General features: G+C 55.9%; 23 protein-coding genes and 1 tRNA gene. 14 read left to right on the top strand and 10 right to left on the bottom strand.

The genetic code is table 11. The features are described 5' to 3' along the window. The first annotated feature begins 191 nt into the window (after window positions 1–191). Window positions 192–962: a GlxA family transcriptional regulator gene (locus CU081_RS03145; protein WP_263740538.1), complete on the top strand. Its 771-nt coding sequence runs from the start codon at window positions 192–194 to the stop codon at window positions 960–962. Between the two features lie 64 nt (window positions 963–1,026). On the opposite strand, the gene CU081_RS03140 is transcribed toward CU081_RS03145, so the two are convergent. Both CU081_RS03140 and CU081_RS03135 read right to left on the bottom strand, forming a co-directional pair. Continuing rightward, window positions 1,027–1,326, bottom strand: a complete 300-nt coding sequence (locus tag CU081_RS03140; protein WP_022650135.1) for a helix-turn-helix domain-containing protein — start codon at window positions 1,324–1,326, stop codon at window positions 1,027–1,029. A gap of 123 nt (window positions 1,327–1,449) precedes the next feature. Next, the gene (locus CU081_RS03135; protein ID WP_022650136.1) at window positions 1,450–1,791 is read right to left on the bottom strand and encodes a SymE family type I addiction module toxin; all 342 of its coding nucleotides are present in this window, start codon (window positions 1,789–1,791) and stop codon (window positions 1,450–1,452) included. Window positions 1,792–1,919: 128 nt separating this feature from the next. Between CU081_RS03135 and CU081_RS03130 the strand changes: the two genes are divergently transcribed. From CU081_RS03130 to CU081_RS03120, 3 genes are all read left to right on the top strand, one after another. Continuing rightward, entirely contained in the window at window positions 1,920–2,084 is a 165-nt protein-coding gene (locus CU081_RS03130) for a YlcI/YnfO family protein (RefSeq protein WP_003860931.1), read from the top strand. A 190-nt stretch (window positions 2,085–2,274) separates the two neighbouring features. After that, the gene (locus CU081_RS03125; RefSeq protein ID WP_022650137.1) at window positions 2,275–3,132 is read left to right on the top strand and encodes a hypothetical protein; all 858 of its coding nucleotides are present in this window, start codon (window positions 2,275–2,277) and stop codon (window positions 3,130–3,132) included. Beyond that, the gene (locus CU081_RS03120; protein ID WP_032645954.1) at window positions 3,107–3,553 is read left to right on the top strand and encodes a hypothetical protein; all 447 of its coding nucleotides are present in this window, start codon (window positions 3,107–3,109) and stop codon (window positions 3,551–3,553) included. Before CU081_RS03125 ends, CU081_RS03120 begins: the two co-directional genes overlap by 26 nt. Before the next feature lie 9 nt (window positions 3,554–3,562). On the opposite strand, the gene CU081_RS03115 is transcribed toward CU081_RS03120, so the two are convergent. Continuing rightward, a tRNA-Sec gene (locus CU081_RS03115) sits at window positions 3,563–3,657 on the bottom strand. Between the two features lie 288 nt (window positions 3,658–3,945). On the opposite strand from CU081_RS03115, the gene CU081_RS03110 reads away from it, so the two are divergent. Together CU081_RS03110 and yicI are read left to right on the top strand one after the other, a co-directional pair. Further along, the gene (locus CU081_RS03110; RefSeq protein WP_022650138.1) at window positions 3,946–5,337 is read left to right on the top strand and encodes a glycoside-pentoside-hexuronide family transporter; all 1,392 of its coding nucleotides are present in this window, start codon (window positions 3,946–3,948) and stop codon (window positions 5,335–5,337) included. 12 nt (window positions 5,338–5,349) lie between these two features. Beyond that, entirely contained in the window at window positions 5,350–7,668 is a 2,319-nt protein-coding gene (yicI, locus tag CU081_RS03105; RefSeq protein WP_003860927.1) for an alpha-xylosidase, read from the top strand. An 84-nt stretch (window positions 7,669–7,752) separates the two neighbouring features. Here yicI and CU081_RS03100 read toward each other — a convergent pair whose 3' ends face one another. Next, complete coding sequence (locus tag CU081_RS03100) at window positions 7,753–9,447, bottom strand: AsmA family protein (RefSeq protein ID WP_003860926.1); 1,695 nt, start codon at window positions 9,445–9,447, stop codon at window positions 7,753–7,755. Between the two features lie 118 nt (window positions 9,448–9,565). After that, a complete protein-coding gene (gene xanP / locus CU081_RS03095) occupies window positions 9,566–10,957 on the bottom strand; it encodes a xanthine/proton symporter XanP (RefSeq protein ID WP_058647438.1) in 1,392 nt (463 codons plus the stop codon). Between the two features lie 225 nt (window positions 10,958–11,182). Between xanP and gltS the strand changes: the two genes are divergently transcribed. Next, entirely contained in the window at window positions 11,183–12,385 is a 1,203-nt protein-coding gene (gene gltS, locus CU081_RS03090; protein ID WP_003860924.1) for a sodium/glutamate symporter, read from the top strand. 3 nt (window positions 12,386–12,388) lie between these two features. On the opposite strand, the gene recG is transcribed toward gltS, so the two are convergent. The 5 genes from recG to gmk are packed head-to-tail and all read right to left on the bottom strand — an operon-like array spanning window position 12,389 to window position 18,255. Then, the gene (recG, locus tag CU081_RS03085) at window positions 12,389–14,470 is read right to left on the bottom strand and encodes an ATP-dependent DNA helicase RecG (protein WP_003860923.1); all 2,082 of its coding nucleotides are present in this window, start codon (window positions 14,468–14,470) and stop codon (window positions 12,389–12,391) included. A gap of 3 nt (window positions 14,471–14,473) precedes the next feature. Continuing rightward, entirely contained in the window at window positions 14,474–15,163 is a 690-nt protein-coding gene (gene trmH, locus CU081_RS03080; protein ID WP_003860922.1) for a tRNA (guanosine(18)-2'-O)-methyltransferase TrmH, read from the bottom strand. Between the two features lie 4 nt (window positions 15,164–15,167). Then, on the bottom strand, window positions 15,168–17,282 hold the full coding sequence (gene spoT / locus CU081_RS03075) for a bifunctional GTP diphosphokinase/guanosine-3',5'-bis pyrophosphate 3'-pyrophosphohydrolase (protein WP_003860921.1): 2,115 nt from the start codon (window positions 17,280–17,282) through the stop codon (window positions 15,168–15,170). A gap of 19 nt (window positions 17,283–17,301) precedes the next feature. Next, window positions 17,302–17,577, bottom strand: a complete 276-nt coding sequence (gene rpoZ, locus CU081_RS03070) for a DNA-directed RNA polymerase subunit omega (protein WP_000135058.1) — start codon at window positions 17,575–17,577, stop codon at window positions 17,302–17,304. Window positions 17,578–17,631: 54 nt separating this feature from the next. Continuing rightward, entirely contained in the window at window positions 17,632–18,255 is a 624-nt protein-coding gene (gene gmk / locus CU081_RS03065; protein WP_003860920.1) for a guanylate kinase, read from the bottom strand. A gap of 250 nt (window positions 18,256–18,505) precedes the next feature. Here gmk and ligB point away from each other — a divergent pair, with 250 nt between their 5' ends. The 7 genes from ligB (at window position 18,506) to CU081_RS03025 (ending at window position 26,376) form a co-directional block, all read left to right on the top strand. Beyond that, a complete protein-coding gene (ligB, locus tag CU081_RS03055; protein ID WP_003860919.1) occupies window positions 18,506–20,176 on the top strand; it encodes an NAD-dependent DNA ligase LigB in 1,671 nt (556 codons plus the stop codon). A gap of 708 nt (window positions 20,177–20,884) precedes the next feature. Then, the gene (locus CU081_RS03050; protein WP_022650140.1) at window positions 20,885–21,181 is read left to right on the top strand and encodes a hypothetical protein; all 297 of its coding nucleotides are present in this window, start codon (window positions 20,885–20,887) and stop codon (window positions 21,179–21,181) included. 115 nt (window positions 21,182–21,296) lie between these two features. Then, a complete protein-coding gene (locus CU081_RS03045; protein WP_022650141.1) occupies window positions 21,297–21,941 on the top strand; it encodes a YjbF family lipoprotein in 645 nt (214 codons plus the stop codon). Further along, on the top strand, window positions 21,938–22,675 hold the full coding sequence (locus CU081_RS03040; protein ID WP_039268676.1) for a capsule biosynthesis GfcC family protein: 738 nt from the start codon (window positions 21,938–21,940) through the stop codon (window positions 22,673–22,675). Before CU081_RS03045 ends, CU081_RS03040 begins: the two co-directional genes overlap by 4 nt. Next, window positions 22,675–24,768, top strand: a complete 2,094-nt coding sequence (locus CU081_RS03035; RefSeq protein WP_003860916.1) for a YjbH domain-containing protein — start codon at window positions 22,675–22,677, stop codon at window positions 24,766–24,768. The genes CU081_RS03040 and CU081_RS03035 overlap by 1 nt, the downstream gene beginning before the upstream one ends. 43 nt (window positions 24,769–24,811) lie before the next feature. Further along, window positions 24,812–25,945, top strand: a complete 1,134-nt coding sequence (locus CU081_RS03030) for a polysaccharide export protein (RefSeq protein ID WP_022650143.1) — start codon at window positions 24,812–24,814, stop codon at window positions 25,943–25,945. After that, a complete protein-coding gene (locus tag CU081_RS03025; RefSeq protein ID WP_003860912.1) occupies window positions 25,933–26,376 on the top strand; it encodes an arsenate reductase/protein-tyrosine-phosphatase family protein in 444 nt (147 codons plus the stop codon). Before CU081_RS03030 ends, CU081_RS03025 begins: the two co-directional genes overlap by 13 nt. The last annotated feature ends 18 nt before the right edge of the window (window positions 26,377–26,394 follow it).

The raw sequence follows: 26,394 nt of genomic DNA, 5'->3' as shown, positions 1-26,394 counted from the left end.
GGGGGAAATCAGTACCGGAAAAGTGTCTGCATATTGGGTTGATATTATGGCCCCGTTATTCACTCCTGGCCGTCTCCGGATTGCTGGAGGCGCTGCGTTATGCAGCGAAAGCTCAGGATAAATTAGCATTTAAAATCAGCCTGATAAGTGAATTTCCTGATATCCCGATTATCAGCAATGCGGGGATTATCATGAGACCGGATTCCACCCATGCGCCGCCGGACAGTTTTAACTACCTTGCTGTTATCGGCGGTGAATTGCAGTATCTGGACTTAGGGTATCAGGGGGATAAAGCGTATCTGGCACATGCCCACCATGCCGGGGTTCCGCTCATTGGCATTGGCACCGGCAGTTTTGTCCTCGCACAGGAAGGATTGCTGAATGAACGACGAGCGTCCATCCATCCTTTCCACCTTGATGCATTTCGGCAGGCTTTCCCGCTGGTTTATGCTGAGCAAGGGTATGATTTCATCGACGATGGCGATGTGCTGACCTGCCCGGGCGGTATTTCCACCCTGACGCTGGCAACTGAGCTTATCCGCGCCCATGCCGGGGATGATATCGCCAGCACCACCTGCCAGCGTTTGTCGCTCGTTCCGCATGAAATTGCCACCCCGCGTCCGGCGAATCTTGCGCTTATCCCTGACTCGCGGTTGCGCCGCGCCGTCATGCTGATTGAACAGTTCCTGACCCGGCCGCTCACCACCGCCGGGCTTGCGCGAGAAGTGGCATTGAGTGAACGCCAGCTCAACCGCCTGTTCCACGCAGAATTCGGCAAAACGGCCCGCGAATTTATCCGCAGCGCCAGGCTGCGCTATGCTTGCTGGCTGCTGAAGAACTCACAGCAAAGCGTGACGGATATTGCGCAGCGGATGGGATTCAGCGACTGCGCGCACTTTATTCGTCATTTCCAGACGGAGTATGGTTGTACGCCTGGGGTGTGGCGCACGTCGCAGAGCTGAATGTCTGATGTGGATGTAAAATGCGGCTTATGTAGTTGCGCCATTAACTGTGGATACTATCGCGCTAGAGATGAAACGCAACCCGCTTGCCAGTGGAAAGTTCCACGTTAATGGAAAGCTTTCCGCCCATCGCTTCGATGTAACGCTTAAGCGTAGCAATTTTCAGATCGTTTCCACGCTGCTCCAGCTGTGTTACCGCAGGCTGACTTACGCCCATAAGATCGGCGACATGTTTTTGCGAGAGCTGGAGCTCTTCACGCAGAAGTTGCAGGCCGGTTTCGAGGAACATTTCCTCTGCCATCTCCTGAATGCGCTGTTGGCTTTCCGGTGAGCGTGACGCAATCACTTCATTTAAGGTTTTCACTTGGCTGCCTCGCTGGCAGTTGTTCGATAAAACCGAACAACTGCATTTTCGACCCGTCCACCCTTATCAGAAATGCTTCATAAGGATAATGTCTGTAAGCTCGTAGTATGCCAGAAACAGCCGCTAAGCCAGGTGGTTTGTATTTGATTTTGCGAGGCGCTTTCCAGCATGTGGAATTTGGATCGCTGCAAGCGCGTCCTCTATCTCAATAAGCTTTGCTTTCGTCCGTTTATAATCGTCCTGCAAACGCTGCTCCTGCTCGTTATACGCCACCAGAACGATGCATCCTTTCATGACCTTTACCGTGACCTGCTGTCCAGTATCAAACCCCGCCGCGCGCAGCCACTTGCCGGAAAGGATGATTTTCGGCGTAGATTTGTCGTAAACATTCGGGCGGTATCCCACAATTAATGAACGCTCGATTCCGGATTGGTCGGTGTCTGGGGTAGAATGCGAATCAGCCATAATCAACTCCTTGATAGTTGGTGAGGTTAGACGCCCTTTAGTGCTCCAACACTGTTGGGCGTTGTCAGAATTCCGAATCCATGTGGTAGGTACCACATGCGGATAAATTAACCGAATTGGTACCTACCATGCAAGAGAAAAAGAAACCAAATTTTGACCGTACCAAAAGCACTATGAAGAACATCCGGTTCGAGGATGAGCTTTTGGAGCAGATTGAGAAGGCTGCGGGGAAGGGGAATTTTAGTAAGTGGGTTAAAGAGGCTTGTAAAGCACGATTGGAAACCTTTAAGTAATTGAAATTATATAAGTAAATTCTCAAATAATATCAATTACTGTATTTTTACACAGTATTTTATTGAAGTACTACTTCTGATCCGATATTGTCTTGCATTGTGGGGTTGTTGCTCTTGTGGGACTGATATCACATTAATTGATAAACGCTTGTAAATAAATCAATTTTGCTATCAATCAACGAGGTACGTCATGGAAGCAAATGTTTTTATAAAAATAGACTATAAAAAGGATAGACCAAACCCCAGCCAACTTTTTGAAGCTATGAGTTTGTACATTGCTGCGTATGAGCAGTTTGGACAAATTTTGGCTAAATCAATTGATGTAAAGCAGGAATTTAAATTTCATCTCGAAGATATACAAATATCTTCCATTAAAGCCAAGTTGATTCAGTCACCTGGCCTAGTACATGATTTTTTTATTAATAGAGTGGCTTCTGCTGGCTCAAAATTATTTGAGCAATTACTGGAAACTGATGAGACAGAGACAGAAGAACAAGTCGATCAATTAGCTGCAAATATTGAAGAAACATTAATTAATGATGGATTGGGCAATGAAATCGATTCACATATTGATCGAAAAGCGCTTTCTCATATGTTAGGAACAGTCTCAAAAGCTAATAATCTTATACTTAAGGATGAAATTGTCGAGTTTGGAGGTTCTTCTTATTCACAAAACATTAATACAAAGTGGCGATTCGCGGGAGACCTTTCAACTATGTTCTTAGGGTTGAAAGAAACCGTTGTCGCAAAAGATTATTTATATGTGAAAATCGCAATAAATGAAGGTAAGCAATTATGGACGTTTAAGAGTTCCAGAATGAATAAAACTTTTACTGCACGAATTCTTGTTAAGGATTGGATAAAGAATTATCAATCTGGTCTGATACCTCCTATTGGGCCTAAAGATACTTTATTGGCAGAGTTTACTTATGATCTTTATAAACCTTATGATAAACGAAAAACAGCAGAAGTAAGAAATGTGAAGATTATAAAGATCGAGGATATCGTTAGGGGTGGAAGCGATGAGCAATTCGAAATACCAGCTTAGTGCGTTACAGAAAAAAGGTTACGTATCAGATCTGAAAGCTGAGTATTTATATATTTGTGTGCCTTTTTTAATTCTTATTTTGGTTAAGATATATTTTGGTCCTTTACGTGACATAATATATACTTCTGATTGGAGTCTTGCTGCTTCAATAATTCTTGGGCAAAATGCAGCAAAAATCTCACGCTCTATTTCACAGGTCAAACAAAAAATCAATGATAGTAACTTTAGTTGGTATAGCGCCAAAAGATTTATTTTTGTAATTGTAGCCTTGTTTTTTTATTTTGGAATGATCTTCAAACCAAATATCTATATTGCTTGTTCCCAGATCTTTATATTCCTAATTGCCAGTTGGTTACATTTTTCAGATGGATTTACAATAAAGATGCTCGAGAGGCAAGTGAAAAATGAAGGAGCAAAATAGATTGATTTTTGGCGGAAGATCACAGGAGTCGAACCTGCCCGGGAACGCTGGCGCCCCCAACTGGATTTGAAGTCCAGCCACCTCACCGGAGATGTCGATCTTCCGCGCCTGCATTGCTACATGGAGGCGGGGCGCATTATAGCTACTTTCAGGCATTTACCACATACCCCACACCACTTTTTTCACCTCTCTTTTGACCTTAACCCCCCGGTTTCAGCTAATTCTTAAGAAAATCCTCAGGTTAGCATTTCGTGCTCATCAACTTTTATCCCGATCACAAAAAACAAGAAACGTAATCTCTTAACCAGAAAACGCAATACCCGCTCCTGAAACAATGGTTTAAAACCAATGCAACCGGTCTCAGCGCCCCCTACAGCGTGAAGGATAAAAATATGAGCGAAGTACTGTCAGTAAAAGAGAGGATTGGCTACGGCATGGGAGACGCCGCCAGCCATATCATTTTTGATAACGTCATGCTTTATATGATGTTTTTCTACACCGATATTTTTGGTATTCCCGCCGGGTTTGTCGGCACCATGTTCCTGCTGGCCCGCGCGCTGGATGCGATCTCCGACCCGTGCATGGGGCTGATTGCCGACCGCACCCGCAGCCGCTGGGGCAAGTTCCGTCCATGGATTTTGTTTGGCGCTATCCCGTTCGGCATCGTCTGCGTGCTGGCGTATACCACGCCGGACCTGAGCCTCAACGGCAAAATGGTTTACGCCGCCATCACCTACACGCTGCTGACCCTGCTCTATACCGTGGTCAACATCCCGTACTGCGCGCTGGGCGGCGTGATCACCAACGACCCGACGCAGCGTATCTCCCTTCAGTCGTGGCGCTTTGTGCTGGCGACGGCGGGCGGCATGCTCTCCACGGTGCTGATGATGCCGCTGGTGAACCTGATTGGCGGCGACGATAAAGCGTTCGGCTTCCAGGGCGGGATCGCCGTGCTGTCGGTGGTCGCGTTCCTGATGCTGGCGTTCTGCTTCTTCACCACCAAAGAGCGCATCCAGGTGCCGCCGAGCACCACCTCCATGCGTGAAGATCTGCGTGATATCTGGCAAAACGACCAGTGGCGCATCGTCGGCGTGCTGACCATACTCAACATCCTCGCCGTCTGCGTGCGCGGCGGCGCGATGATGTACTACTGCACCTGGATCATGGGCTCGCCGGAAGTGTTCGTCGCGTTCCTGACGACCTACTGCGTCGGCAACCTGATTGGCTCCGCGCTGGCAAAACCGCTCACCGACTGGAAGTGCAAGGTCAGCATTTTCTGGTGGACCAACGCCGCGCTGGCGGTGGTCAGCGTGGCGATGTTCTTCGTGCCGATGCATGCCACCGTGCTGATGTTCGGCTTCATCTTCGTTATCGGCGTGCTGCACCAGCTGGTGACGCCGATTCAGTGGGTAATGATGTCCGATACCGTCGACTACGGCGAATGGACCAACGGCAAACGTCTGACCGGCATCAGCTTTGCGGGCACGCTGTTCGTGCTGAAGCTCGGCCTGGCGCTGGGCGGGGCGATGATCGGCTGGATGCTGGCAGGCGGCGGCTACGACGCGGCGGCCAAAACCCAGAGCAGCGCGACCATCAGTATCATTATCGGCCTGTTTACGCTGGCACCAGCGATCTGCTACGTGCTGAGCGCCATCATCGCCAAACGCTACTACACGCTGAAAACCCCCTTCCTGACCAAAATCCTGCGCGAGCTGGCGCAGGGTGCGCGCCGCAATCAGCAGGAGTTTGAAAACCTGCCGGTCAGTAAAGAATTGCAGAACTAAGAGGACGAAAGCATGAAAATCAGTGATGGAAACTGGCTTATTCAACCGGGCCTGAACGTGACGTATCCGGTTCAGGTGTTCGACGTGGAGCAGCAGGGCAATGACCTGGTGGTGTATGTGGCGCCGCGTGACGTGCGCGAACGCACCTGGCAGCTCGACACGTTGATGTTCACGGTGCGCCTGTTTGCCCCGCAGGAAGGGATTGTCGGGGTGCGCATTGAGCACTTCCAGGGCGCGCTGAATAAAGGCCCGCACTATCCGCTGAACGTTCTGAAAGACGTGAAGGTAGAGATTGAAAACAACGCCGAGTTTGCCGAGCTGAAAAGCGGCAGCGTAAGCGTGCGCGTCACCAAAGGCGAGTTCTGGGCGCTGGATTTCCTGCGCAACGGCCAGCGCATTACCGGCAGCCAGCTGAAAAACAACGGCTACGTACAGGACAGCAATACCGATCGCAACTATGTGTTTGAACGTCTGGATCTGGGCGTGGGGGAAACGGTCTACGGCCTGGGCGAGCGCTTCACCGCCCTGGTGCGCAACGGTCAGACGGTCGAAACCTGGAACCGCGACGGGGGCACCAGCACCGAGCAGTCCTACAAAAACATCCCGTTCTACCTGACCAACCGCGGCTACGGCGTGCTGGTGAATCACCCGGAAAACGTCTCGTTTGAAGTCGGCTCCGAGAAAGTGTCCAAAGTGCAGTTCAGCGTGGAAGGGGAATATCTCGAGTACTTTGTGATCGACGGCCCGACGCCGAAAGAAGTGCTGAACCGCTATACCCGCTTCACTGGCCGTCCGGCGCTGCCGCCTGCGTGGTCGTTCGGCCTGTGGCTCACCACCTCGTTCACCACCAACTACGACGAAGCCACGGTGAACAGCTTTATCGACGGCATGGCCGAGCGCGACCTGCCGCTGCACGTCTTCCACTTCGACTGCTTCTGGATGAAGGCCTTCCAGTGGTGCGACTTCGAGTGGGACCCGGTGACCTTCCCGGATCCGGAAGGGATGATCCGCCGCCTGAAAGAGAAAGGGCTGAAGGTCTGCGTGTGGATCAACCCGTACATCGGCCAGAAATCGCCGATCTTCCGCGAGTTGAAAGAGAAGGGCTACCTGCTGAAGCGCCCGGACGGCTCCCTGTGGCAGTGGGACAAATGGCAGCCGGGGCTGGCGATCTACGACTTCACCAACCCGGACGCGTGCAGGTGGTATGCGGACAAACTGAAAGGCCTGGTGGAGATCGGCGTCGACTGCTTCAAGACCGATTTCGGCGAGCGTATCCCGACGGACGTGCAGTGGTTCGACGGATCCGATCCGCAGAAGATGCACAACCATTACGCCTACATCTATAACGAGCTGGTGTGGAACGTGCTGAAAGAGACGGTGGGAGAAGAAGAGGCGGTGCTGTTTGCCCGCTCCGCGTCCGTGGGTGCGCAACAGTTCCCGGTACACTGGGGCGGCGACTGCTACGCCAACTATGAATCGATGGCCGAAAGCCTGCGCGGCGGGCTGTCGATTGGCCTGTCCGGCTTCGGGTTCTGGAGCCACGATATCGGCGGGTTCGAAAACACCGCTCCGGCGCACGTCTACAAACGCTGGTGCGCGTTCGGGCTGTTCTCCAGCCACAGCCGCCTGCACGGCAGCAAATCCTACCGCGTGCCGTGGGCGTACGATGACGAGTCCTGCGACGTGGTGCGCCACTTCACGCAGCTGAAATGCCAGCTGATGCCGTACCTGTATCGTCAGGCGGCTCTGGCGCGTGAGTTCGGCACGCCGATGCTGCGGGCGATGATGCTGGAGTTCCCGGACGATCCGGCGTGTGACTATCTTGACCGTCAGTACATGCTGGGGGATTCAATGATGGTGGCCCCGGTGTTCTCCGAGGCGGGCGACGTGCAGTTCTGGCTGCCGGAAGGGCGCTGGACGCACCTGTGGCACAACGATGAAATCGAGGGTAGCCGCTGGCATAAGCAGCAGCACGATTTCATGAGCCTGCCGGTCTATGTGCGCGACAACACGCTGCTGGCGCTCGGCAATAATAACCAGAAGCCGGACTATGCGTGGCACGAGGGGACGGCCTTCCAGCTCTTCAACCTGAGCGATGGCGCAACGGCGGTGAGTGAAGTGCCTGCGGCGGACGGTTCCGTGTTGTTTACGCTGAAGGCGTCACGTCAGGGCGACGTCGTGACCTTTACCGGCACGGGAGATGCGCAAAACTGGTCGGTGTGCTTGCGCAACGTGCAGAAGGTCGGCGGCGTAAAAGGCGGTTCACATGCGGGCAGCGAGTGGGGTGTGGTGGTGAAAGCCGAGGGGGATGAGGTGGTGGTTCACCTCTGAGCTGGAAAAATGCCCGGTGGCGCTTCGCTTACCGGGCCTACATGAGATCGTAGGCCGGGTAAGGCGAAGCCGCCACCCGGCTATTTACTGTGCCGGAGCCACCGCCGACACCATCCCGCGGGTCATGGTCTGTTGCACCTGCTGTTTATCCATATTCACCGCGCTCAGCTTCCCGTTCACCGTCGGCTTCAGCGGCGCATTCGCCTGCACGCTTCCGCTGGCGGTGAGCTGAATATTGCCGTCGCCCGCAATCGGCAGCGCTGGCCAGCCCCACTGCTGCAAGACGTTGAGTGGTACACCGCGCCCGTTCAGGCTCACGGTGGTCTGCCGCTGCGGCAGCTGTGAAACCGTGGCGGTCGCCTCCAGGATCCCTTTCTCGGTAAAGGCGCTCAGGTCGGTAATATTTACCGTTGCGGCGTTGGCATTCAGCGCCAGCGACGGGCGACGCACGTCGACGCGGTTAAAGGTCGCTGCCGCCCCGTTGAGGGTTGCGTTACCGCCCCACACGCCCCACTTGTGATCCTGCGCCAGCCGCAAATTAGCGCCATAACCGTCGAGGGAGGTGATCTGCCACGGGAACGCCGGATCGATGTCGATCACCAGGTTGCGGCTCAGGCCGAATTTTTTCAGCGTCACGCTGTTCAGCCATGCCGGGAGCGGGTCCATCCACAGCGTTTTCCAGTTTTCCGGAAGCGTATATTCCAGCCCGGCAATCGCAACGTCGTCCAGCACCAGCGCCTGACCCTCGCGCAGCCAGTTGCCGGAGGTGCGCACCATGCCCCCTTCCCAGCGGGAGGTGAACTGACGCAGCGCAATGCCCTGCGGGGAGAATTCCGCATTCAGAATAGGGTCAAACAGATGCAGCGAGCCGTAGATAAATTCGCTGGCGTTCATGGATAACCGTCCCTCCTGGCTTTGCCAGTCACCTTTACTCAGGGTGAGGTTACGCAGGCTGAGATCGAGGTCGGTTACCGCCCAGTCTGGCCCCTGTAGACGGGCATCGGTCACTTCCAGCCGCCCAATCTGTAACGAAGGCAGGGTGGAGAGAGGGGCGAAGAAATCCAGCAGCGATTTGTCGCTTTGCAGGCGGATCTCATTCAGACGCAGGGTGTTGATAACCCAGCCACCGTCGGCATTACGCAGAGCCGAGCCCGTAAGCGAGCCGCGCGCCATATCGGCACCGATGGTATTCAGCGCCACCCCTTTGCCGTTGAGTTGTCCCTGAATCAGCACGTTGTTGGCCGGTATGCCGTTGAGGGTGAGCGACCCGGCGCTCATCTGGATTTGCGCATTTTTCCCCAGTACGTTCCCCGCCTCGGGCTGCCACGGGCTGACGCCGCCGGTCACCTTTTGCGCACTGAGATCCCACTCCGTATTCGGGCTGTTAAAGGCCATGTTATTCAGTTGCAGACGGTCGGCCTGGAACGGCAGCGGCGCCGTCTGCGGCGATAAATTCAGCGTGCCATCGAACAGGGTGATGGCATCCATATGCAGCGGGTCGGTGATCTGGCGGCTGCTTAAGCCAATATCCACTTTTTTAGCGACCAGCGTGGCCGGTTTGCCATCTCGTCCGAAGGTAACGTTTTCCAGAAGGATGTGAGAAGGGGATGAAAAGCGGTGATCCATCAGGTCAAAGTTGAGCTCGTAATCGGTATTCACCGTGATCCAGCTGCTGACCTGCGATGCGCCCCAGCGGGTCTGGAGCAGAAAATAAAAGGCGAGCACTACAATGAGCAGGGCTACCAGAAGATAGATAAGCAGCTTTCCAATAAATTTCATGGTCTTCCCTCCCGCGAAACGCACATAAGGGTGTTATGCACGATTTATGCGCAATGCTCAAGGCGGGAATGGTGTAAAGAGATGTCACGGCAGGCATTGACAGCCTGCCGTGTGGGGATCAGTTCTTTTCAGGCGGGAAAATGAGATTCAGCACGATAGCGGTAATACCGCCCGCGGCGATGCCGGAAGAGAGCAGGTTTTTCACCCAGTCCGGGGCAAACTGCAAAATCATCGGCTGCTGGGAGACGCCAAGCCCTACGGCGAGAGACAGCGCAATAATCATGATTGCGCGGCGGTTCAGCGGCTCGCGGGAGACGATACGCACGCCGGAGGCCGCGATGGTACCGAACATGACCAGCGTCGCGCCGCCCAGCACCGGCTCGGGAATGTGCTGTACAAATCCGCTTACCGCCGGGAACAGGCCGAGGACCACCAGCATCAGCGCCACCACGAAGCCCACGTAGCGGCTGGCCACGCCGGTCAGCTGGATCACGCCGTTGTTCTGGCCGAAGCAGGAGTTCGGGAAGGTGTTGAACACCGCCGAGACAAACGAGTTCAGTCCGTTCGCCAGCACGCCGCCTTTAAGACGTTTCATGTACAGCGGGCCGGAGACCGGCTGCTCGGACACGTCGGAGGTGGCGGTGATATCGCCAATGGTTTCCAGCGAGGTAATCATAAAGACCAGCATCAGCGGCAGGAGCAGACTCCAGTCAATGCCCAGGCCATAGTAGAGCGGCGTTGGCACGGTAATCAACGCGCTGTTGGTTGGGGTGGTGTTCTCCGGGAGCATACCCAGCGCCCACGCCAGCAGGTAACCGGCCGCCATGGCGATCACCAGCGATGCCACGCGCAGGTACGGGTTACGCTGACGGTTAAGCAGAATAATGATCGCCAGCACCACGCCTGCCAGCAGCAGTTTTTTCGGCGCGCCGAAGGTATGGTCGCTCATTGCCGCGTAGCCGCCCCCGATGGAGGTCAGACCCACCTGAATCAGCGACAGGCCGATAATCATCACCACCACGCCGGAGACCAGCGGGGTAATCACCCGGCGCGCCAGGTGCAGAACGCGGGAGATGAACATCTCTGTGCAGCTTGCCAGCATCAGGGTGCCGAAAAGCGCCGCCATCATCGTCGGGACATCTGCGCCGCCGGTTTTCAGTGCCGTACCGCCCATGATCAGCGGAGCCACAAAGTTAAAGCTGGTGCCCTGAATCGACAGCAAACCTGAACCCACCGGACCCCAGGCTTTAATTTGAATGATGGAGGCCACGCCGGAAGCGAACAGAGACATACTGATGATGTGTTGCGTATCCTGCGCCGGTAACCCTAGCGCCTGGCAAATCAGCAGAGCCGGCGTGATGACCGCAACGAACATCGCCAGCAGGTGCTGGCAGGCGGCAAACAGGGTTTGAGGCAGCGGGGGACGATCTTCAAGGCGGTAAATCAGTTCGCTGTTTTGCTTCTGCGCAATCGGTTGCGCAGAAGCAGACTCCAGAGTGTTAACAGACATCGGCGGCAATCCCAGGGTGGAAAAGCGGGCATTTTAGCTGACCACCTGGTAAAAGCAAACGATTGCCAGCAAAAAAAAGAGAGAAAATCTGCCGGTGTGAGCAGCTTTTCTACAACGAACAGCAAAAAAAAATTACACTTTTCGCGCCGGCGGCTCATGACGAGCATCACCCGGCCCAGGATAACGCCGCGTGTGTATGGAATACGCGCATAACAGGAGCCTTTTATGATTCATCTCGATACGTTGTCGACCCTTGTTGCCGCAACGCTGGTTCTTCTGCTTGGTCGCAAGCTGGTACACAGTGTTTCCTTTCTGAAAAAGTACACCATTCCTGAACCCGTCGCCGGTGGTTTGCTGGTGGCGCTGGCCCTGCTGGTACTGAAAAAAGGCATGGGCTGGGAAATCGATTTTGATATGTCCCTGAAAGATCCGTTGATGCTGGCCTTCTTTGCCACTATCGGCCTGAACGCTAACCTCGCAAGCCTGCGTTCGGGTGGCAAGGTGCTGGGCGTGTTTCTGATTGTTGTGGTGGGCCTGCTTCTGATGCAAAACGCCATCGGCATCGGTATGGCGTCATTGCTGGGGCTGGATCCGCTGATGGGTCTGCTGGCGGGGTCGATTACCCTGTCAGGTGGCCACGGAACGGGCGCGGCGTGGAGCAAGCTGTTCATCGAACGCTATGGCTTTGAAAACGCAACGGAAGTGGCGATGGCCTGCGCGACCTTTGGCCTGGTGCTTGGCGGGCTGATTGGCGGCCCGGTGGCGCGCTATCTGGTGAAACACTCCACCACGCCGGAAGGCAGGCCAGACGATGAAATGGTGCCGACCGCATTTGAAAAACCGGACGTTGGCCGTAGTATCACCTCGCTGGTGATGATTGAAACCATCGCCATGATTGCTATCTGCCTCACCGTGGGCAAAATCGTTGCGCAATGGCTGGCGGGAACGGCTTTCGAACTGCCAACTTTTGTCTGCGTGCTGTTTATCGGGGTGATCCTGAGCAACGGTCTGGCGCAGATGGGCTTCTACCGCGTCTTTGAGCGCGCAGTGTCCGTGCTGGGGAACGTCAGCCTGTCGCTGTTCCTGGCGATGGCGCTGATGAGCCTCAAGCTGTGGGAACTGGCCTCGCTGGCGCTGCCGATGGTGGCGATCCTGGCGGTACAGGCCGTGTTTATGGCGCTGTATGCCATCTTTGTTACCTGGCGCATGATGGGCAAAAACTATGATGCGGCGGTACTGGCAGCGGGCCACTGTGGGTTTGGACTGGGGGCAACGCCAACGGCCATCGCAAACATGCAGGCGATCACTGAACGGTTCGGTCCGTCGCACATGGCGTTTCTGGTGGTGCCAATGGTGGGGGCATTCTTCATTGATATCGTCAACGCGCTGGTCATTAAGCTCTACCTGATGCTGCCGATGTTTGGCTGATCGTCAGGCGTTGGAATACCGCTCGGTTTCCGGCATCCAGCGTTCAATTAACGCTGCCGCCTGTTCGGGGTAGCGTTCATGAATATGACGCGCAAGGCGTTGTACTTCGGGGATCATGGCCTGATCGCGCAACAAATCCGCCACTTTAAATTCGGCGTTACCCGTCTGACGCGTGCCCAGCAGTTCACCCGGGCCGCGGATCTCCAGATCTTTTTGCGCAATGACGAAGCCGTCATTGCTGTCGCGTAATACCTGCAAACGCATCTGCGCGGTTTTCGACAGCGGGGCTTTGTAGAGCAGCACGCAGTGAGAGGCGATCGCGCCACGGCCCACGCGGCCTCGTAGCTGGTGGAGCTGCGCCAGGCCCAGGCGCTCCGGGTTCTCAATAATCATCAGGCTGGAGTTCGGCACGTCCACGCCCACTTCGATAACCGTGGTCGCAACGAGTAAATGCAGTTCACCCTGTTTGAACGACTGCATCACCGCCTGCTTTTCGGCAGGCTTCATGCGCCCGTGAACCAGACCGACGTTCAGCTCCGGCAGGGCGAGCTTTAACTCTTCCCATGTGGCTTCGGCAGCCTGCGCTTCCAGCAGCTCAGACTCTTCAATCAGGGTACAGACCCAGTAAGCCTGACGTCCTTCGTGGGTGCAGGCGTTGCGCACGCGGTCAATGATGTCGCTGCGGCGCGTGTCCGGAATGGCGACCGTTGTCACCGGCGTACGACCCGGGGGGAGTTCGTCGATGGTGGAGGTATCCAGATCGGCATAGGCCGTCATCGCCAGGGTGCGCGGAATCGGCGTGGCGGTCATGATCAGCTGATGCGGGTGGAAGCCCTGTTGCAGACCTTTCTCCCACAACGCCAGACGCTGATGAACACCAAAGCGGTGCTGTTCGTCGATAATCACCAGCGCCAGGCCGTTAAACTGCACCTGTTCCTGGAAAATGGCGTGCGTGCCGACAATCATCTGCACCTGCCCGCTGGCTATCGCCTCCTGCTGCGCAAGGCGCGCTTTGCCCTTCTGCTTCCCGGCCAGCCAGCCCACTTCAATTCCCAGCGGGGCAAACCAGTTACGGAAATTGTTGGCGTGCTGCTCGGCCAGCAGTTCCGTCGGTGCCATCAGCGCCACCTGCTTGCCGTGGGCGATAGCGCGCAAAGCGGCCAGCGCGGCGACCAGCGTTTTACCGGAACCCACATCGCCCTGCACCAGGCGCATCATCGGCACATCCAGCGCCATATCGCGTTCGATCTCGGCGGTCACCCGCGCCTGGGCGCCGGTGGGTTTAAACGGCAGTGAGGCCAGCAGCTTATCTTTGAGCTCATCACGCTGGCTTAATGGCTGCGCGTGGAAACGCTGCGCACCTGCGCGCAGGGCCAGCATGCTCAGGTTGTGAGCCAGTAATTCCTCAAGGATAAGACGCCGTTGGGCGGGGTGTTTACCGCTCTCTAAATCAACAAGCTGAAGCGTTGGCGGTGGGCGGTGCAGGGTGCGCAACGCCTCTGGCAGGCTCATCATGCCCTGCGCCAGCTCCGGCGGCAGCAGCTCGTTAATGGCGCAGGTATCGAGCAGCTCCAGCGCCTGGTCGGTGAGCTTGCGCAGCGTAGCCTGCTTAATGCCTTCAGTGGTTGGATAGACCGGCGTGAGCGTCTCCTGTAGCTCAGGTGAGCTGAGATCGCCCTGCACGCGGTATTCCGGGTGGATCATCTCCGCGCCGTATTTGCCCCGTTTGGCTTCACCGTACGCAAGTACGCGTCGTCCAGTGGCAAGGCTGTTTTTCATTGCCGCATTGAAGTTGAAAAAGCGCAGGGTAAGAATACCGGTGCCGTCGCTGATCTGGCAGGTCATCATCCTGCGTCCGCCAAAGGTGATGTTGCAGTTCAGCACTTCCCCTTCAACGGTGGCGTAAATAGCGGGCAGCAGATCGCCAATTTTATAAAGCTGAGTACGGTCTTCGTAACGCAGGGGGAGGTGGAGCAGGAGATCCTGCACGGTGTGCAGGCCAATCTTCGCCAGTTTACTGCTTTGTGCCGCGCCCACGCCCGTCAGGCTGTTGAGCGGTATAGCGTCCAGCAGGCGGCCTTTCATGATTTATCCCGCGTACTGCATGGTGGACCACCACTCGGCATCGGCTTCAATTTCGCCCTGCGCGTTGACGTGGGGGTAAGGCAATTTCTTCTGCTTCGCAACGCGAGCCAGCACCGGATAGCCACCTTCAAACAGCAGGCGCTGCTGCTCCTCTTCCGGCAGCATGCTGTTGCTGCGCTCGTACATTCCGGCATTCTGACGCTGGCGCTGCGCTTCATACAGGATCAGCGCTGAGGCGACCGACACGTTGAGTGACTGGACCATGCCAATCATCGGAATGATGATGTCCCGATCGGCCAAATCCAGTGCTTCCTGCGTGATCCCCGTTTTCTCCTGGCCCATTAAAATACAGGTCGGACGGGTGTAGTCGATCTCACGGAAATCCACGGCTTTAGCAGAGAGGTTGGTTGCCAGAACCTGCATGCCACGCCCTTTCAGGTGCGAGACCGCTTCACCAATAGTCTGGTGAGTTTTCACGGATACCCAGCTGTTGCTGCCTGCGGCGGTGGAGGCCATGGTACGCATACGTGCTCCTGGCCAGACGGCGTGGACTTCATGCACGCCGACGGCATCTGCGGTGCGGACGATAGCAGAGACGTTATGAGGTTTATGGACCTGCTCCATGCAGACCGTCAGATCAGGCTGACGCCTGGCGAGCATTTCGCAGATTCGCTCGTAACGTTTTGAATTCATAATGCTAGTTTCGGTTACGGGTGACTTTAATGACATCCGGCATCACGCGGATCTTGCGCATAATATTTGCCAGATGCACGCGGTCACGGGCGGTCAGGCGAATAAAGGCGCTGTAAACGCGGCCATCTTTTTCTTCCGTATTCAGGCTTTGAATGTTGGACGAGGCCGTGTTAATCGCTGCCGTCAGGTTCGCCAGTGCACCCTGGTGGTTGAACATATCCACCTTGATTTCAGTGATAAATTCCTGCGCCGTCTCTTTATCCCACTCGACCGCCATGAACTTCTCAGGCTCTTTCTGATAGCCACGGATGTTACGGCAGGATTCGTGGTGGATCACCAGCCCTTTACCCGGGCTGACGTGCGCAATAATCGGGTCGCCCGGGATAGGACGGCAGCATTTGGCGAAGGTGATGAGCACACCGTCAGCGCCTTTGATCGGCAGGTGACCATGATTTTGCGTGGTGGCAGGAACGGCTGTCGTTTCGCCTTGTTGCAGATTCTTCGCCACGACCACGCTCATGGCGTTGCCGAGACCAATCTCTGCCAGCAGGTCATCCAGCGAGGCGAGCTTCATACGCTCCAGCTCATGCTGAATGTTTTCTGGCGGGATCTCTGCCAGTTTGCGGCTGCCACCCAGCGCGTGATTGAGCAGACGACGCCCCAGGCTAACGGAGTCGTCGCGCTTAAGGTTTTTCAGCAGCTGGCGGATTTTTGCGCGCGCTTTTGAGCTCACGACAAAGTTCAGCCAGGCGGCGTTAGGACGTGCCCCCGGCGCGGTAATGATCTCCACCGTCTGTCCGCTGAAAAGCGGCTGCGACAGCGGATAAGGCTGCCTGTCGACGCGGGCACCTACGCAGGCGTGGCCGATATCGGTATGCACGGCGTAAGCGAAGTCGACCGGTGTCGCGCCCGCAGGCAGTTCGACAATGCGCCCTTCCGGCGTGAAAACGTAAATCTCATCCGGGAAGAGATCGGATTTAACGCTCTCGATAAATTCAAACGAGCTACCTGCGCTCTGTTGCAGCTCCAGCAGGCTCTGCATCCAGCGCTGGGCGCGGATTTGCGCGGTGGTGCTGCTTTCGCCGCCGTGCTCTTTGTAAGCCCAGTGCGCCGCGACACCCATCTCCGCCATCTGATCCATATCTTCGGTACGAATCTGCACCTCAACAGGGACACCGTGCGGGCCAATCATGGAGGTGTGCAAAGACTGATATCCGTTCGCTTTTGGAATGGCGATGTAATCTTTGACGCGCCCCGGACGCGGCTTGTACAGGCTGTGCATCTGCCCCAGCACGCGATAACAGGTGTCTGAGTCGTGGACGATCACGCGGAACGCGTAGATATCCATGATCGAGTGAAAACGCTGCTCTTTGAGCACCATTTTGCAGTAGATAGAGTACAAATGCTTTTCGCGACCGCTCACGCGGCACGGAATACCCGCTTCCTGCAAACGCCCTTCGATTTCAGAGAGGATCTTTTGAATCATCTCTTTACGGTTACCGCGAGCGGCTTTCACCACCTCTTTAATCACGCGATAGCGGTTCGGGTACAAAGCCTCAAAACCCAGCTCTTCCAGCTCGGTTTTAATATGATGAATACCTAAACGGTGCGCCAGCGGACTGTAGATTTCGAGGGTTTCACGGGCGATGCGGCGACGTTTATCCGGGCGAAGTGAGCCCAGCGTGCGCATATTGTGGGTGCGGTCAGCCAGTTTGATGAGAATGACGCGGATATCCTGCACCATCGCCATGATCATCTTGCGAAAGTTTTCGGCCTGCGCCTCTTTCTTGTCGCGAAATTTCAGCTTATCAAGCTTAGAGACCCCTTCCACCAGCTCGGCAACGCTTTTGCCAAACAGCTGTTCCATGTCCTGGTAGGTGGCAGGGGTATCTTCGATCACGTCATGCAGCAGGGCGGCCATCAGCGTTTCGTAGTCGAGTTTCATCTCGGCCAGAATACAGGCCACCGCTACCGGGTGCGTGATATAGGGTTCACCGCTTGAACGTGTCTGGCCCTCGTGAGCGTCACGTGCAACGAGATACGCCTGCTGAAGACGCTTAATCTGGTCTTCAGGCAGGTAGGTTTGAATCAGTTGATTCAGGCTTTCAAACAGATACAAGGGCGACCCGCAGGTTTAATTAACGACGACCTTCAGCAATAGCGGTAACAGCTTGTAATTCAGCGGCTTCCTGCTCTTGCTGCTCCTGGCGCTCACGCACGTCGAGGATCTGGTTGTTGATCAGACCTTCTTCGATTTCGCGAAGTGCAATAACGGTGGTTTTATCGTTTTCTTCCGGTACCAGCGGATCTTTACCGCCTACCTGCATCTGACGAGCGCGACGCGCGGCGACCAGCACCAGGTCAAAACGGTTACCAATTTTCTCTACAGCGTCCTGAACAGTTACGCGTGCCATACTTAAAATGCTCCACAGGTGAAGAAATGACTGGGCATGATACTGAAAGTGGGTTCAGTCTGCCAACAGTTTGGTGATTAATGCGTCATGTCGCTGCTTCTGGCGGCTCATACGCAGGCGTTCTGCGCGAAGGATAGTTTTGAGATCGCTCAGCGCGGCATCAAAATCATCATTCACAATAAGGTAATCATATTCCGCGTAATGGCTCATTTCTGCAACAGCCTGCGCCATACGCTTCGCGATAACTTCTTCGCTGTCCTGGCCGCGACCACGCAGGCGGCGATCCAGTTCTTCTTTCGATGGCGGTAAAATAAAGATACTGCGCGAATCAGGCATTTTCTTACGAATTTGCTGCGCGCCCTGCCAGTCGATATCCAGGAACACGTTCACGCCGGTCGCCAGTACCTGCTCAATGGTTTCACGTGAAGTGCCGTAGTAGTTACCGAAAACTTCTGCGTGTTCAAGAAACGCGTCTCTGCCAATCATCGCTCTGAATTCGTCGTGATTCACAAAGAAATAGTGTTCGCCGTGCACTTCACCCGGACGCGGTGCTCGCGTGGTGTGAGAAATAGAAACCTGCGTATCGTACAACGGTTGGGTTTTTAACAGTGCCTGAATAAGGCTGGATTTACCCGCGCCACTAGGGGCAGAAACAATATAAAGCGTGCCTTGAGCCATGAGAGTCTTTTGTATGTGTTAACGAAGAAGTCCTACATACGGGCTTATTATACACGTCGCCGCTGTGTGACGTAGCCTTTGTCACACTTTTTCCCGTGGATGATTAAATTTTGCGTGCCGTTTTCAGCTTTTACCTTCTTTTTGCTGCAATAAAAACAATGCGCTGAAGCGCGCTCGTAAAATGCAATTTTGCAGCTGGTCTGCGGCTCCCGGGCAGGGTATACCCTTCGCAAAACAGGGAGGGGTAATAATGGTGAAATGGATAAGCATACTGATGATCTTCTTAAGCAGCGGGGCGATGGCTATCTGCCCGGTCTGGTCACCGGCTAAAGCCGGGCAGGAGATCGCGGCCCTGAAGGCGCAGCTGACCCGCTGGAATGATGATTACTGGAAGCAGGGCAGCAGCGAGGTGAGCGACGACGTTTACGACAGGCTTAACGCCCGCTTAAAACAGTGGCAGCGCTGTTTTCACGATGAACCGCTGCACGACGATCTTCCAGCCGCCAGTGGGACGGTGAAGCATCCCTTCGCCCATACCGGCGTGCATAAGGTAGAAAGCAAGCAGGCGCTTAGCCGCTGGATGGCGACGCAGCAGGATCTCTGGGTACAGCCAAAGGTGGATGGTGTTGCGGTCACCCTGGTCTACAAAAACGGCAAGCTGGCGCAGGCGATCAGCCGGGGCGACGGCTTACAGGGGGAAGAGTGGACGGCACAGGCGCGAATGATCCCCGCTATTCCGCAAACACTGGCCGGGCCGCTTGCCAACAGCGTGTTGCAGGGGGAACTTTTTCTGCTGCGCGAGGGGCATATCCAGCAGCGGATGGGGGGGATGAACGCGCGTGCGAAGGTAGCGGGGGCGATGATGCGCGCGACCGATCGCGCAGCGCTGAAGCAGACAGGCATTTTTATCTGGGCCTGGCCGAACGGCCCAAAAGTGATGAAAGCACGCCTTTCCGCGCTGGCGGAGGCTGGTTTTACCCTGACGGCGCGCTATACCCTGCCGGTTAAAAACGCGGCTGACGTGGAAGCGCAGCGGACGGCCTGGTTTAAGGCTTCGTTGCCCTTCGCCACGGATGGCATCGTGGTCCGCGCCTCGGCAGAGCCGCCGGGCGAGGAGTGGCTGCCGGGGGAAGGAAGTTGGGTCGTCGCATGGAAATACCTTCCTGTGGCCCAGGTGACGGAAGTCAAAGCGATTCACTTTACCGTTGGCCGTACCGGGCGGATCACCGCGATTGCGCAGCTTGAGCCGCTGATGCTCGACGATAAACGCGTACAGCGCGTCAGCTTAGGGTCAGTTAACCGCTGGCAGAGGCTGGATATTGCCCCCGGCGATCAGGTGCTGGTAAGCCTGGCGGGACAAGGTATTCCCCGGCTGGATAACGTGGTGTGGCGCAATGTGGATCGCCGTAAACCACAGCCGCCCTCATCGCGCTATAACGGCTTAACCTGTTTCTATGCCTCCCCGGAGTGCATGGAGCAATTTTTTGCCCGGCTGACGTGGCTAAGTTCCAGGCAGGCGTTAGATATCGAAGGTATGGGCGAATCAGGATGGCGGACCCTCTATCAGGCGCATCGGTTTGAGCACCTCTTCTCCTGGCTACAGCTCACGCAGGCGCAGCTCACCGCGACGCCGGGGATATCGGCATCGCATGGCGCTGCGCTGTGGCATCAGTTTAACCTGGCGCGGGAGCGTCCTTTTATCCGCTGGATCACCGCGATGGGAATACCGCTGGCCCGGTCGACGCTCAAGGCGGCAGGGGATCGCACCTGGCAGGCGCTGATTCAGCGAAGCGAAGCGGAGTGGCAGATGCTACCGGGTGTCGGGCAGGAGAAAGCCCGCCAGATCGTAAACTGGCTGCATCAGCCTCAGATTGATGCCCTGGCAAAGTGGCTGGCCGCAGAGCACATCGGTGGATTTTAATCTGCGTGCGCTCCTGAACAGACTGGCGAGGGAGGAAAACATTTTCGCTGCCGTGAAATAGCGTATTTATGAGACGCGGTTTATATACGCAGTAATTATGAATATAAATGAATTATTCATGATAAATATATTTTGAGGAAATATTATTCCCGATCCTGATTTCAGGGTTTACTCTGCTTGTGTTTTTATTTTTCTCGAGAGGTTGGTTTAATTGATCTCAATCATTATTAATCGAGAACACTAGCCGGTAATGAAGGCGTCATAGGTGATGTAGTCTGTGTGCTTGACGTGGTTTTGCTTTTAATTTCAGTTGGTTAAATGTTTAATTAATAATATATTGAGTTTTTTCTGGTTAACAATTGGTCATATTTATTCTGCCGGAAATCATTGCGTCAAATTATTATAAGAATTATCTTATCCAAAATTTTTAAGGTAGTTACCGCTGGGGTGCATTTTGCATCACTTCTGCGTTTTCCTTTCTTTTTGCACCCCGTGAGGGAGTTAACTATCTGAACTCCAATTGAAGCAATTAAGGGTACCGAAATATATCCTGGCGGTTTATATGCGCTGGTGTTCAGAGCCCAGGGCTTTTACATGGATGATTTTCCGTCCCTGTCGGGGCGGAATTCAGCCCCGGGCTTTATGCTCGTTAACCGGGACCTGGTTTCCAGGTGCTCATATTTTCCTTCATTTGAATGAGGACCAAAAATGAAAAGGACGCTTTGTACAGTGCTGACGGCACTCACGCTGGCGACTGCCTTGCCTGCTATAGGCGCTACCACCGAAGCAGGTAGCACCAGCGCAGCAACAACCGGAACAACAACCGGAGCAACGGTGGGAACTACCGCTGGCACTACGGGGGGACTGGCGGCAGGGGCGATTGGGACAACCGCTGTTGTCACCACCGCTGCGATTGCCGGCGTAGCGACGTTAGCCGTTGTCGCGGCAAGCGACAGTGGCGATGACTCAAGCAATGGTACTTCCACGACGACAGTTACCCGCTAAGGCTGGTGCGCAAGGCGATATAACCTTGCGCTGAACAGCGCAACGACTTGACCCGGCGTCGATATCAAAGCCGGGTATTTAATTGATTTCAATGTTATTTAATCAAGGATTTCTGGTGAGACTGTTTATTCTGCTCATCATGACTCTGCTGATCCAGGGGTGTACGCCGAGCCAGCAGAGCATTATTGAGACCTTTAACGCCAGTCTGGACGGGCGCCAGGATGTGACGGTAACGGACGGGCAGATTCAGGCGCTCCCATACTCAACCATGTACCTGCGACTGGATAATGGCCCGAGGATCCTGGTGGTTCTCGGATACATCGAACAGGGAAACAGTAAATGGTTATCGCAGGATAATGCGATGATCGTCACGCATAACGGTCGCCTTATCCACACGCTCAAGCTTCCTTATAACCTGCTTGAGGTAACCAATCTTGAGCACGATCCGCTGCGCCACACGCCGCAGCTCCGCGACGGCAGCCAGTGGTCGCGTGATGTGCGCTGGCAGGAAGAGGGGCGGTATCGCTCCGCACACCTGACCTCGCGCTTCTCCCTGAGCGGGACGGAAAACCTGACCCTTGCCGGAAACACGCTACGTTGTCAGGTCTGGCAGGAGGCGGTGCAGGCCGACGGCCTCGATCGTCGCTGGCATAACACCTTCTGGATTGATTCCGCTACCGGCCAGGTACGCCAGAGCGAACAGATGCTCGGCGCGGGCGTATTCCCTGTCGCCATGACGATGTTGAAGCCCGCCCCATGAACAGACTCAGAAAATGGTTACCTGGCGTAGGGCTATCTCTCTTCAGCCTGTCCGCCTTATGCGCAAGCGTCGTTACCGTGCATCAGCCGGGCAAAACGTGGTCTGCTGAACCGGCTGATACGCTCTCCCGGCTGGTCACCCAGCCGCAGCTGAACAACGTCTGGTGGCAGGGGGCTGTCATCGCAACCCCTTCCGCCACGCTGCGCGCGCAACAGACGCAACAGCAGGTGCTGGCGTCGCTTTCAGCGTGGCAGAATCGCGCCGATGACGAGCGGATCGCGACCATTCGCGCTGTCGCTGCACAGATCCGCTCCCTGCGGATCGTCGGGCGGCAGTTTGTCAGCCTCGACCCAGATGCCGTGCGTACCGACGCCCGCGGCGATCGCTTCCTTGAGGGCCGTTACGATCTGTGGCTCTCTCCTGCGCCCCGTACCGTCACGCTGATGGGGGCGGTCGTCACGCCGGGGAAACGGGCCTGGCGACCGGGCGCAAGCATCCGGGACTACTTACAGGGGCAGTTGCGGCTGGCCGGCGCCGACAGGAATAACGTAACCGTTATCGATCCTGACGGCAGTACGGTTGTTGCGCCGGTGGCGTACTGGAACGCACGCCATATTGAAGCAGAGCCGGGCGCTGTTCTGTGGGTGGGGTTTGATCCCCGGGCGGTACCGGACGATTTTACCGGTCTGAATGAGCAAATCGTTGCGCTCCTGACGCGGCGGATACCTGACTGATGAACAAACTTTTTTTACTGAGCGGCCTTGCTCTGGCGATCTCTTCTGCCTGCCACGCGGAGCTGCGTACCTGGCCCGATCCGACCGGACCTTCACAGTCCGACTTTGGCGGCACCGGCCTGATGCAAATGCCCGACGCGCGCTTTGGCCGGGAAGGGGAATTCAGCGTCAACTACCGCGATAACAACCAGTACCGTTTTTACTCCTCTTCGGTCGTGCTCTTCCCGTGGCTGGAAGGGACAATTCGCTATACCGACGTCCGCACCCGTAAATACAGCAGCGACGAGGATTTCAGCGGCGATCAAAGCTACAAGGATAAGTCGTTCGACTTTAAGGTTCGTCTGTGGGAAGAGGACTATAGCCTGCCGCAGGTGGCGCTCGGCAAGCGTGATATTGCAGGCACCGGCCTGTTCGATGGTGAATATCTGGTTGCCAGTAAAATGGCCGGACCGGTCGATTTTACCTTTGGAATAGCCTGGGGATATCCCGGTAATAGCGACAACGTGGGTAACCCGCTTTGCCATGACAACAATAAGTATTGCACCCGCGGCGAGTCGCATGATGCCGGAGATATCAGCTTTAGCGATATGTTTCGTGGTCCGGCGTCTCTGTTTGGCGGCCTCCAGTATCAGACGCCCTGGCAGCCCCTGCGCCTGAAGCTTGAGTATGACGGCAACAATTATGCCGATGATTTTGCCGGCTCCATTAAGCAGTCGAGCCATATTAACGTGGGGGCGGTCTATCGCGTTGCCGACTGGGCCGATCTCGACCTCAGCTACGAGCGCGGCAATACGCTGATGTTTGGCTTCACCCTGCGGACCAACTTTAACGACCTGCGCCCCGCGCTGCGTGATAACCCGAAACCGGCCTGGCAACCGGCACCGGCAGGCGAGACGCTGGACTATACCTCTGCGGCGAACCAGCTCACCGCGCTTAAGTACAACGCAGGCTTCGATGCGCCGGAGATCCTTCAGCACGGCAATACCTTATACATGACCGGCGAACAGTATCGCTATCGCGATCCGCGCGAAGCGGTGGATCGTGCCAACCGTATTCTGATCAATAACCTGCCCGACGGGGTCGACACGATCGCTATCACCCAGCAGCGTGATCATCTGCCGCTGGTCACGACGCAAACCGATGTCGCCAGCCTGCGCAAACAGTTGGCGGGGCAGCCGCTCGGCCAGGAGGAGGCGCTCAGGCAGCAGCGCGTCGAGCCTGTGGATACCACAGCATTCGGGCGTGGCTACCGTATTCGCGCCGATCGCTTCAGCTACAGCGTTAAACCGACGCTGGCGCAGTCGCTGGGCGGTCCGGAAGATTTCTATATGTTCCAGGTGGGGGTGATGGCCAGTGCCAGCTACTGGCTGACCGATCGTCTGCTGCTCGACGGCGGCGTGTTCGCCAACCTCTATAACAACTACGACAAGTTCAAATCCTCGCTACTTCCCGCTGACTCCAGCCTGCCGCGCGTCAGAACCCATATTCGCGATTATGTCAGCAATGACGCCTACATCAACAACTTACAGGCCAACTATGTCGATGCGCTGGGGAACGGCTTCTATGCCCAGATTTATGGCGGCTACCTCGAAACCATGTACGGCGGCGTGGGAGCAGAGGCGCTCTGGCGCCCGCTGGATAGCGACTGGGCGCTGGGCGTGGATGCGAATTACGTCAAGCAGCGCGACTGGGACGACATGATGCGCTTCACCGACTACAGCGTGCCAACCGGATTTATCACCACCTACTGGAACCCGGCGAAGCTCAACAGTGTGCTAATGAAGCTGAGCGTCGGGCAGTACCTGGCGAAGGATAAAGGCGCCACCCTCGACGTCGCGAAGCGATTCGACAGCGGCGTGACGGTAGGCGTCTGGGCGGCGCTGACCAACGTCTCGAAAGAGGATTATGGCGAAGGTGGCTTTAGCAAAGGCTTCTACATCTCGATCCCGCTTGATCTGATGACGATCGGCCCAAATCGCAACCGGGCGGTGGTCTCGTGGACGCCTCTCACGCGTGATGGCGGCCAGATGTTAGGCCGTAAATATCAGCTCTATGACATGACGTCAGAACGCGAAACCCCGGTAGGGCAGTAGTACCGGATGAAACAGGCATTACTTAACCAGATGATTTTCCTGAATGAAAAACGTTAAATTTTCCGTGCTGGCGTTGGCTATGATGGCGTTAAGCGGTTGTACTATCGTACCGGGCCAGGGACTTAGCACCCAGGGCAAAGATATTATCGATCTGCCTGACAGCAATTACGATCTGAATAAGATGGTCAACGTCTATCCCCTCACGCCGGGGCTGGTGGAGCAGTTGCTGCCTGGCAAAGTCGACTCCCGCGCGAATCCTGAACTGGATCGCCAGCTTCAGAACTACCAATATTGCATCGGCGTCGGCGACGTGCTGATGGTTACCGTCTGGGACCACCCGGAGCTGACCACCCCCGCAGGTCAGTACCGCAGCGCCAGCGATACGGGCAACTGGGTGAATGCCGATGGCACGATCTTCTACCCCTATATCGGCAAAATCCGCGTCGTCGGCAAAAAGCTGGCCCAGGTGCGCGATGAGATCGCCGCCCGGCTGGACTCGGTGATTGAGAGCCCGCAGGTGGATGTCAGCGTCGCGGCATTCCGCTCGCAAAAAGCTTACGTGACGGGCGAAGTGGCTAAGTCGGGCCAGCAGCCCATCACCAACATTCCGCTGACGATAATGGATGCGATCAATGCGGCTGGCGGCCTGACATCTGAGGCGGACTGGCGCCATGTGGTGCTGACCCACAACGGCCAGGACACGCACATTTCGCTCTACGCGCTGATGCAGCGCGGCGATCTCACCCAGAACAAACTCCTCTATCCGGGCGATATCCTCTTCATTCCCCGTAATGACGACCTGAAAGTGTTTGTCATGGGCGAGGTGGGTAAACAGAGCACCCTGAAGATGGACCGTAGCGGCATGACGCTGGCGGAAGCGCTGGGTAATGCACAGGGCGTGAATCAGGATATGGCCGACGCCACCGGAATCTTTGTGATTCGTCCGTTGCAGGGCAAGCAGAACGGCAAAATCGCCAACGTCTACCAGCTTAACGCCCGGGATGCCACCGCGATGGTGTTGAGCACCGAATTTCAGCTTGAGCCTTACGACATCGTCTATGTCACCACCGCGCCGCTGGTGCGCTGGAACCGCGTGATCTCTCAGCTTGTGCCGACCATTACCGGCGTACATGACCTGACTGAAACAGGGAGATATATCAGAACATGGCCAAACTAACGTTTAACGCCATCCTGGTGATCTGTACCGGCAATATCTGCCGCTCCCCCATTGGGGAACGGCTGCTGCGCCGGCTGCTTCCCGCTGCCCGGGTCGATTCAGCGGGAACGTGTGGCCTGGAAGGGCGCACCGCCGATTTACAGGCGACAGAGATCGCCGCCGAACGCGGCACCCTGCTTGAGGGCCACGTGGCGCGCAGGCTCACCCCCGCCATGGTGCGCGACTACGATCTGATTCTGGCGATGGAGCTGGAACATATCGAGCAGGTCACGGCTATCGCACCGGAGGCGCGCGGCAAAATGATGCTCTTTGGTCACTGGACGGGCAGAAAAGAGATCCCGGACCCCTACCGTAAAAACCGGGACGCATTTGAATATGTTTATGGGCTGCTGGAGCAGGCCAGTCTGGAATGGGCGAAACGGCTCAGTTAATCACACGGGATAGTTACG

Origin of the sequence: Enterobacter sp. CRENT-193, assembly GCF_002787395.1 — a bacterium.
Taxonomy (GTDB): Bacteria; Pseudomonadota; Gammaproteobacteria; order Enterobacterales; family Enterobacteriaceae; genus Enterobacter; species Enterobacter hormaechei_C.
This window is presented reverse-complemented; position numbering and strand designations above follow the sequence as displayed.

What these genes read in the sequence shown, in the direction of transcription:
- CU081_RS03145 (WP_263740538.1), top strand. Translation starts at nt 192, where the DNA reads ATGAGACCGGATTCCACCCATGCGCCGCCGGACAGTTTTAACTACCTT.
- CU081_RS03135 (WP_022650136.1), bottom strand. Translation starts at nt 1,791, where the DNA reads ATGGCTGATTCGCATTCTACCCCAGACACCGACCAATCCGGAATCGAG.
- CU081_RS03130 (WP_003860931.1), top strand. Translation starts at nt 1,920, where the DNA reads ATGCAAGAGAAAAAGAAACCAAATTTTGACCGTACCAAAAGCACTATG.
- CU081_RS03125 (WP_022650137.1), top strand. Translation starts at nt 2,275, where the DNA reads ATGGAAGCAAATGTTTTTATAAAAATAGACTATAAAAAGGATAGACCA.
- CU081_RS03120 (WP_032645954.1), top strand. Translation starts at nt 3,107, where the DNA reads ATGAGCAATTCGAAATACCAGCTTAGTGCGTTACAGAAAAAAGGTTAC.
- CU081_RS03110 (WP_022650138.1), top strand. Translation starts at nt 3,946, where the DNA reads ATGAGCGAAGTACTGTCAGTAAAAGAGAGGATTGGCTACGGCATGGGA.
- yicI (WP_003860927.1), top strand. Translation starts at nt 5,350, where the DNA reads ATGAAAATCAGTGATGGAAACTGGCTTATTCAACCGGGCCTGAACGTG.
- CU081_RS03100 (WP_003860926.1), bottom strand. Translation starts at nt 9,447, where the DNA reads ATGAAATTTATTGGAAAGCTGCTTATCTATCTTCTGGTAGCCCTGCTC.
- xanP (WP_058647438.1), bottom strand. Translation starts at nt 10,957, where the DNA reads ATGTCTGTTAACACTCTGGAGTCTGCTTCTGCGCAACCGATTGCGCAG.
- gltS (WP_003860924.1), top strand. Translation starts at nt 11,183, where the DNA reads ATGATTCATCTCGATACGTTGTCGACCCTTGTTGCCGCAACGCTGGTT.
- recG (WP_003860923.1), bottom strand. Translation starts at nt 14,470, where the DNA reads ATGAAAGGCCGCCTGCTGGACGCTATACCGCTCAACAGCCTGACGGGC.
- trmH (WP_003860922.1), bottom strand. Translation starts at nt 15,163, where the DNA reads ATGAATTCAAAACGTTACGAGCGAATCTGCGAAATGCTCGCCAGGCGT.
- rpoZ (WP_000135058.1), bottom strand. Translation starts at nt 17,577, where the DNA reads ATGGCACGCGTAACTGTTCAGGACGCTGTAGAGAAAATTGGTAACCGT.
- gmk (WP_003860920.1), bottom strand. Translation starts at nt 18,255, where the DNA reads ATGGCTCAAGGCACGCTTTATATTGTTTCTGCCCCTAGTGGCGCGGGT.
- ligB (WP_003860919.1), top strand. Translation starts at nt 18,506, where the DNA reads ATGGTGAAATGGATAAGCATACTGATGATCTTCTTAAGCAGCGGGGCG.
- CU081_RS03050 (WP_022650140.1), top strand. Translation starts at nt 20,885, where the DNA reads ATGAAAAGGACGCTTTGTACAGTGCTGACGGCACTCACGCTGGCGACT.
- CU081_RS03040 (WP_039268676.1), top strand. Translation starts at nt 21,938, where the DNA reads ATGAACAGACTCAGAAAATGGTTACCTGGCGTAGGGCTATCTCTCTTC.
- CU081_RS03035 (WP_003860916.1), top strand. Translation starts at nt 22,675, where the DNA reads ATGAACAAACTTTTTTTACTGAGCGGCCTTGCTCTGGCGATCTCTTCT.
- CU081_RS03030 (WP_022650143.1), top strand. Translation starts at nt 24,812, where the DNA reads ATGAAAAACGTTAAATTTTCCGTGCTGGCGTTGGCTATGATGGCGTTA.
- CU081_RS03025 (WP_003860912.1), top strand. Translation starts at nt 25,933, where the DNA reads ATGGCCAAACTAACGTTTAACGCCATCCTGGTGATCTGTACCGGCAAT.